This is a genomic window from Salmonella sp. 32010601201800023SM, from assembly GCF_017572235.1.
In the GTDB taxonomy this organism is placed as follows: Bacteria; Pseudomonadota; Gammaproteobacteria; order Enterobacterales; family Enterobacteriaceae; genus Salmonella; species Salmonella enterica.
Genome location: NZ_JAGEQS010000014.1, coordinates 1 through 6,239, shown reverse-complemented (window position 1 = coordinate 6,239; position 6,239 = coordinate 1). Strand labels below are relative to the sequence as shown.

8 protein-coding genes are annotated in these 6,239 nt (G+C 68.0%); all 8 read right to left on the bottom strand.

Annotation, left to right across the window (positions count from 1 at the left end):
• Positions 1-21 precede the first annotated feature (21 nt).
• Positions 22-1,065, bottom strand: coding sequence for a cytochrome c-type biogenesis protein CcmH (locus J4617_RS22710; RefSeq protein ID WP_022544680.1), 1,044 nt, complete (start codon positions 1,063-1,065; stop codon positions 22-24).
• Positions 1,062-1,619: a thiol:disulfide interchange protein DsbE gene (gene dsbE, locus J4617_RS22705; RefSeq protein ID WP_000828298.1), complete on the bottom strand. Its 558-nt coding sequence runs from the start codon at positions 1,617-1,619 to the stop codon at positions 1,062-1,064. Before dsbE ends, J4617_RS22710 begins: the two co-directional genes overlap by 4 nt.
• Positions 1,616-3,547, bottom strand: a complete 1,932-nt coding sequence (locus tag J4617_RS22700; RefSeq protein ID WP_000982525.1) for a heme lyase CcmF/NrfE family subunit — start codon at positions 3,545-3,547, stop codon at positions 1,616-1,618. Before J4617_RS22700 ends, dsbE begins: the two co-directional genes overlap by 4 nt.
• Positions 3,544-4,023 (bottom strand): cytochrome c maturation protein CcmE, encoded by a 480-nt coding sequence (gene ccmE, locus J4617_RS22695; protein ID WP_208290713.1) that lies wholly within the window; start codon positions 4,021-4,023, stop codon positions 3,544-3,546. Before ccmE ends, J4617_RS22700 begins: the two co-directional genes overlap by 4 nt.
• Complete coding sequence (gene ccmD / locus J4617_RS22690; protein ID WP_000074106.1) at positions 4,020-4,232, bottom strand: heme exporter protein CcmD; 213 nt, start codon at positions 4,230-4,232, stop codon at positions 4,020-4,022. The genes ccmE and ccmD overlap by 4 nt, the downstream gene beginning before the upstream one ends.
• Positions 4,229-4,966, bottom strand: coding sequence for a heme ABC transporter permease (locus tag J4617_RS22685; RefSeq protein ID WP_000266003.1), 738 nt, complete (start codon positions 4,964-4,966; stop codon positions 4,229-4,231). The genes ccmD and J4617_RS22685 overlap by 4 nt, the downstream gene beginning before the upstream one ends.
• 51 nt (positions 4,967-5,017) lie before the next feature.
• Entirely contained in the window at positions 5,018-5,677 is a 660-nt protein-coding gene (gene ccmB / locus J4617_RS22680) for a heme exporter protein CcmB (protein ID WP_000990039.1), read from the bottom strand.
• Positions 5,674-6,239 (bottom strand): cytochrome c biogenesis heme-transporting ATPase CcmA (ccmA, locus tag J4617_RS22675; protein ID WP_045902289.1); only part of this gene is annotated, 566 nt, incomplete at its 5' end. The genes ccmB and ccmA, both read right to left, overlap by 4 nt.

The window sequence follows — 6,239 nt, the reverse complement described above, 5'->3', positions numbered from 1 at the left end:
CGCCACCGGGCCGTCAGGGTCTTATTTCTCCTGCGCCAGCCGGATACTGCGCTCTATCACCGCCCGCCGGGCGTCACCCGCCGGCAGTAACTTCAGCATCATCTCCCAGGCCGCCACCGCCTCGCCAAAGCGCTGCTGCTCAAAGGCGTTAAACGCATACAGGCTTAACACCCGGATATCCGTGTGGTCGCGGCTCACCAGCTGACGCAGCAGCTCCCCGCCGCGGCGGTTATCCTCCGGGTCGGACGAGCGCGTCAGCGCCTCCGCGTAGCCCAGCGCCGCATCGCGGTTTTTCGGGTCCAGACGGTAAGCGTTCGCATACGCCCCGGTGGCGGTACCGGCATTACCCAGTACCATACCGGTGCGCCCCAGCATGAGCCAGCCCTCAACATTGCCGGCATCATTCTGCAGGCGGGTGCGCAGCCCCAGCGCCAGCCGCGCCATCTCCTCCTCATTCAGCGGCTGCGCCTGCGGGTCCAGCGCCCGCGCCAGCAGCCCGGGCGTCTGCGCCGTTGCCTGCTGCCAGGCCCTGACCTGCTGATAGCTGCCGGTCAGGGCGTAGCTGCCGGCGCCGACCGCCAGCGCAATGACGGCCCCCGGCACGTAAACGCCCCACCCGGCGCGCGCGCCGCAAACCGGGGTGTCCGCCGGCAGCGGCTCCCGGCGCAGGCGCACCCGCCGGCGCGTGCGGGCAACGATTATCCATCCGCCCGCCACGATGGCGGCCAGCGGCAGCACCCACAGCAGCACCGTCAGCGGGGTCAGCGGCGGGTCGTAGGTGACGAAGTTGCCGTAGCGCGCCACCATGTAATCGATGATTTCCTGGCGGCTCTTCCCCTCCTGCATCAGGTCATACACCCTGCGGCGCATGTCGGTGGCTATCATCGCGTTCGAGTCCGCAATGCTGTTGTTCTGGCATTTCGGGCAGCGCAGCTGCTCCGTGAGCTGGCGGAACTGCTGCTCCTGCGCTTCATCTTTAAACGGCATCACGTCGGTGGTTGCCCGCGCTGACCCGGAGATAACCAGCGCCAGCATCAGCATCACCATGCCCGGTAACAGTCTCATTGCGCCGCCTCCCGGCTGTATCTGTCCCACAGCGGTTTCAGTTCACTTTCCCATACCCGGGCATTCAAATCGCCCGCATGGCGGTAGCGGATAATCCCGTTGCCGTCGATGAGGAAGGTTTCCGGCGCGCCGTACACGCCCAGGTCCAGCCCCAGCATCCCGTCGCTGTCCGATAAACTCAGCGCATACGGGTTGCCCAGTTCTTTTAACCAGGCCACCGCCTTCGCCCGGTCGTCCTTATAGTTCAGCCCCACCACCCGGATACCCTGCGCGGCCAGCCGGTTCAGGTACTGATGCTCGGCGCGGCAGGTCGGGCACCAGGTGGCCCAGACGTTAAGCAGCACCGGTTTCCCCTGCGTCAGCACCTCCGCCTGGTAGTACTGACCCGGCGTCTCCAGCGATTCCAGGCGGAACGCCGGCACCGGCTTCCCGGTCAGCGCCGATTCGAGATTCGTCGGGTCATCCCCCTGCGCGTTGCGCGCCAGCTGCCACAGCAGCGCCGCGGCAATCAGCAGAAAAATCAGTAACGGTAATAACAGTACGTTGCGTTTCATCCGGCCTCCGGCAATGGTTTACGGCGGCGGTAGCGCGGGTCCGCCAGGCACAGCAGCCCGCCCAGCGCCATCAGCAGCCCCCCGGCCCATATCCAGCGGACAAACGGTTTGTAGTACAGGCGCACGGCCCACGCGCCGTTGTCCAGCTCCTCCCCGAGCGCGGCGTACAGGTCGCGGGTCAGCCCGCCGTCAATCGCCGCCTCGGTCATCACCATCCGGCTGGTGTTGTAGAGCCGTTTCTCCGCGTGCAGCACCGCCTCCGGCTCGCCGTGGCGCGTCACCCCGATGAGGGCCACCCCGCCGCGGTAGTTGGGGCCGGTGATGTCCCGCACCTCCCGGAAGGTGAAGCGGTAGTCGTGAATGGTCACGCTGTCGCCCGCCCGCATCCGCACGTCACGCTCCACGCTGTAATTCTGGCTGAAGGCGATGCCGGTAATCGTCACCGCCAGCCCGAGGTGCGCCGCCACCATTCCCCAGTAGCTGAGAGAGGTTTTCGTGCCGCGGGACACGCGCTGTACGGCTTCGGCCACCGCCAGCACCGCAATCCAGCAGGCCATCGCCATCCCCACCGCCGTCATGGCGATGATTTTATCTTCCAGCAGCCATGGCAAAAGTACCGACAGCACCAGGGTGGAGACCAGGGCGGTGAGCAGCAGTTTCCTGATGTTACGCGGCCGGTCCCGGCCCCAGCGCACCAGCGGCCCCACCCCCAGCAGCAGGGCAAAGGGGACCATCAGCCAGGTGAACATGGTGTTAAAGAACGGCTCCCCCACCGAAATGCTGCCCAGCCCCAGCTGTTTGTGCACCAGCGGCAGCAGGGTGCCCAGCAGCACCACCAGCATGGCGGCCATCAGCAGGACGTTGTTGCCGAGCAGCAGCGACTCGCGCGACCACAGCGCGTTGTTCACCCGCGAACGCACCCTGTGCCCGCGCACGGCGAACAGCAGCAGCGAGCCGCCGGTGACCAGCACCATAAAGGCGAGGATAAACATCCCGCGCGCCGGGTCGGAGGCGAAGGCGTGCACCGACACCAGCACCCCGGAGCGCACCAGGAAGGTGCCCAGCAGGCACAGCGAGAAGGCGCAGATGGACAGCAGCAGCGTCCACGCCTTAAAGCCGGCGCGCTGTTCGGTGACCGCCAGCGAGTGCAGCAGGGCGGTGCCCGCCAGCCACGGCATAAAGGAGGCGTTCTCCACCGGGTCCCAGAACCACCAGCCGCCCCAGCCCAGCTCGTAGTAGGCCCACGCCGAGCCGAGCACGATGCCCAGCGTCAGGAACACCCACGCCGCCAGCGTCCACGGGCGGGCAAAACGGGTGAACGCGCTGTCCAGACGCCCGCTCAGCAGCGCGGCGATGGCGAAGGCGAAGGCCACCGAGAAGCCGACATAGCCCATGTACAGCAGCGGCGGGTGGAAAATCAGCCCCGGGTCCTGCAGCAGCGGGTTCAGGTCGCGCCCCTCCACCGGAAAGGCCGGCAGCGTGCGGGCGAACGGGCCGGAGGTGAACAGGATGAACGCCAGAAAACCGGCGCAGACCATCCCCATCACCGCCAGCACCCGGGCGACGATATCCGCCGGCACCCGCCGGCTGAACACCGCCACCGCCAGGGTCCAGCCGCTCATCAGCAGCACCCACAGCAGCAGCGAGCCCTCGTGCGCCCCCCAGGTGGCGGCCACCCGGTACCACACCGGCAGCTGCGTGTTCGAGTTGCCGGCGACATAGGCCACGGTGAAGTCGTTAACCACAAAGGCGTGCACCAGCACGAAAAACGCGCCCGCCACGCAGATGAACAACAGCCAGGCGAACACCCCGGCCGACGCCATCATCCGCGCGTCGCCGCGCGCCACGCCCCACAGCGGGTAAACGGACAGCAGCAGCGCCACGCCGAGCGCCAGGCACAGCAGCGCGTGGCCGTATTCAGGCATCATGATGAGGTGTCCTTATCAGCGCGTTGCGGGCGGCGGTGGTTTTCCTGCATCGCCTTTTCCACTTCCGGCGGGGTGTAGTTCTCGTCATGCTTGGCCAGCACCTCGTGCGCCAGGACGTGGTTGCCCTTCTCCAGGGTGCCCTGCACCACCACCCCCTGCCCCTCGCGGAACAGGTCCGGCAGTATCCCCTCATAGCTCACCGTCACCGACCCTTCGGCGTCGTAGAGGCTGAAGTTCACCTTCAGCGAGTCCGGGTCGCGCCTGACGCTGCCGGGCATCACCATCCCGCCGACGCGCAGGCGCTGGCCCACCGCCGGCAGCTGCTGCGTCTCGCGCTTGCCGTAGAGAATTTCGCCGGGGGTATAGAACAGGTCGATATTCGCGCGCAGCGCGTACAGGACCAGGGCGGTGGTCAGCCCCAGGCCCGCCAGCACCACGCAGACCACCCATAGCCGGTTTTTACGTCGCAGGTTCACGCGGCCTCCTGTTGCGCCTGTGCGGCACGCATCCGCGCCTCGCGCGCCCGCTGCAGCGCCACGCCGCGCAGAATGGCCCGGCGCTGCAGCACCGTGTGCAGCGCCAGCAGCGCCAGCGGCGCCACGGTCATCGCCACCGCCAGCCAGACAAAAAAGGCGTACCCGCCCATGGCGAAAAAATCGCTCCACGATGAAAATGCCGGACTCACCGGTGCCCCCTTTTCAGTATCAGTTCGCTCACCCACGGGCGGCGTTTTTCCATCAGTAAAATCAGGTTGCGCATCCGCATCAGCGACAGCGTCATAAAGAGCAGCAGGAAGCCGGCGATGGCCCAGCGCAGCGGCGAGCGCATCGCCGGGTCGATACTCTGCTGCATCCGCGTCGAGCCCTGGTGCAGGGTGTTCCACCACTCGACGGAATAGTGGATAACCGGCAGGTTCACCACGCCGACCAGCACCAGAATGCCCGCCGCGCGCCCGGCCATTTTACGGTCGTCAAAGGCGTGCCACAGGGCGATGACCCCGGCGTAGAGAAACAGCAGCACCAGCTCCGAGGTCAGGCGCGCGTCCCACACCCACCAGGTGCCCCACATCGGTTTGCCCCACGCCGCGCCGGTGACCAGCGCGATGAAGGTGTACACCGCCCCCACCGGCGCCATCGCCGCGACGGCAAGGCTGGCCATTTTCATCTGCCAGACCAGCCCGGTGAACGCCGCCACCGCCATCGCCGCATAGATACCCATCGACCAGATGGCCGCCGGGACATGCAGGTACATAATGCGGTAGCTCTCCCCCTGCTGGTAGTCCGCCGGGGCGAAACCAAAGCCCCGGACCCAGCCGGTGGCCAGCGCGATGATGCCGGCCGCCGCCAGCCACGGCACGAGCCTGCCGCAAATCTGATACAGCCGGGGCGGCGCCGCCAGCTGATGAAGGGTTTTCCACATAGTCGTCACCTGACCTCCTGAAACCAGTAAAATGTCCGTCGCGCCGGGGCGCTACTGCACGCTGAGGCGCAGCGCCGCCGCGGTGGCGAACGGGCTTAACGTCGCGCTGCCCGCCAGCAGCGCCCCCAGCACCGCCAGATAGCCGTCAACGGGTAAATGCATCGATGCCGCGTCCATCGCCGCGGTGGCGAAAATCAGCACCGGGACACTCAGCGGCAGCACCAGAATGCCCAGCAGGACGCCGCCGCGCCGCAGCCCGGCCGTCAGCGCAACGCCCGGCGCGGCGAGAAACCCCAGCGCCGGCGTGCCGAGCAGCAGCGTCAGCGCCATGATTTTCCAGCCGTACACGTCCATCCCCAGCAGCAGCGCCACCAGCGGGGAGAGCATCATCAGCGGCAGGCCGGTCACCGCCCAGTGGGCCAGCACCTTCGCCAGCACCACCGCCGGCAGCGGCACCGGCAGCAGCATCAGCTGCTCCAGGCTGCCGTCCTGCAGGTCGTCGCGAAACAGCCGCTCCAGCGCCAGCAGCGAGGCCAGCAGCGCCGCCACCTGGATGATGCCCGGCGCGATACGCGCCAGCAGCTGCGGCTGCGGCCCGACGCTTAACGGAAACAGGGTGATGACCATCAGGAAGAACCACAGCGGGCCGGCGATGTCCGCGCCGTGGCGGAACGCCACGCGCAGCTCGAGACAGAAGACACGCCACATCACAGCCCGGCCCCCCCGCCGGTCAGCGCCAGGCGGCGGACGGTGTCCGCGGCCCCCGGCAGCGGCTGGTGGGTGGTGAGAATGACCATCCCGCCCTGCGCCGTGTGCGCCGCCATCCGCCGGGTGAGGCGCGCCACGCCGTTAACGTCAATGGCGGTGAACGGCTCGTCAAGCACCCACAGCGCGGCGCGGGTCAGCCACAGGCGGGCCAGCGCCACCCGGCGCTGCTGCCCGGCCGAGAGCCGGGCGACCGGCACGTCCTCAAATCCCGCCAGCCCGGCCTGCGCCAGCGCCTCCGGGAGGCGCGCGCCGTCGCCGGGGTGGAAAAAGTGCAGGTTCTCCCGCGCCGTCAGGCGGGTTTTTATCCCCGGCTGGTGCCCTATCCACAGCAGACTGCGATGGAAGCTGTCGCGCACGCGGCGCAGGGGTTCGCCCTGCCAGTACACCTCCCCGCCGTCCGGGCGCGCCAGCCCGGTCAGCAGGCGCAGCAGGGTGGTTTTTCCGGCGCCGTTGCCGCCGGTGACCTGCACCCACTCCCCGGCGTCCACGGTGAACGACAGCCCGC